We start from the raw sequence: 757 nt of genomic DNA on the forward strand, positions 1-757 counted from the left end.
ATTCTTCATTTTCTAGACTTCGTAGGACAATTTAATCCCTCCTAATAAGTATCGGATACTAAAATGCTTGAGAATGAAATACCAGAGAGCAAAATTAAAAGAAATGCGCTCTACACATGAAGAGATGTTTTCAGAAATAAGGCACCTACCAGTAAAAACTCTGCCTCGTATTCTATGTGATAACCGAACACGAGGCAGCAGTACATGAGGTTCTTTAATGCTAAGTTTAATATAACTAGATTACCGGTTATCATCATTCAAACCTGTAATTATGGTGATTTTTCCGTTTGGCTCCTCGAAAAGGTGTTCACTGGGTAAAAACATTAGCTTTTCGTAATTTCAACCTCATCCGGCCGATAGACTGACGTAACATTTCCTTCCTTATCTGTCGCAAACATCACTGTTCTTTCCGCCTCAAGCAAGAAAGAATACGTTTTATTTGTGTCGGGATCGTTCACTTCAACCGGCGTGTCCCTGGCAAACTCGGATACAAAGATAAACAATGACCCGCTTGCAAATGAAAGTTTTCTTCCGTAATTCCCTGGAAAATCCCCTTTTCGCCATTGCAAATGCTTTGGTATTCCAGCATGGTCTATAGCATATTCATATAAGGCGATAATCGGCTCACTGCGCTCATTCAGTTCAACGGGCAGTGGACACCAAATGATTGTCCCCTTACCATGTGAAAGCTCCTTAACTGTAGGAGTAGCATGGGGATCTAATTCTACAACCTCTCGCATTGTATCGGCAATACGTT

1 pseudogene is annotated in these 757 nt (G+C 40.7%); it reads right to left on the reverse strand.

Annotated elements, in window-relative coordinates:
- Positions 1-323: 323 nt before the first annotated feature.
- Positions 324-757: pseudogene (locus AC3G7N_RS20865) on the reverse strand (glycoside hydrolase); the annotation flags it as partial.

The organism is Virgibacillus carmonensis (genome assembly GCF_057836705.1).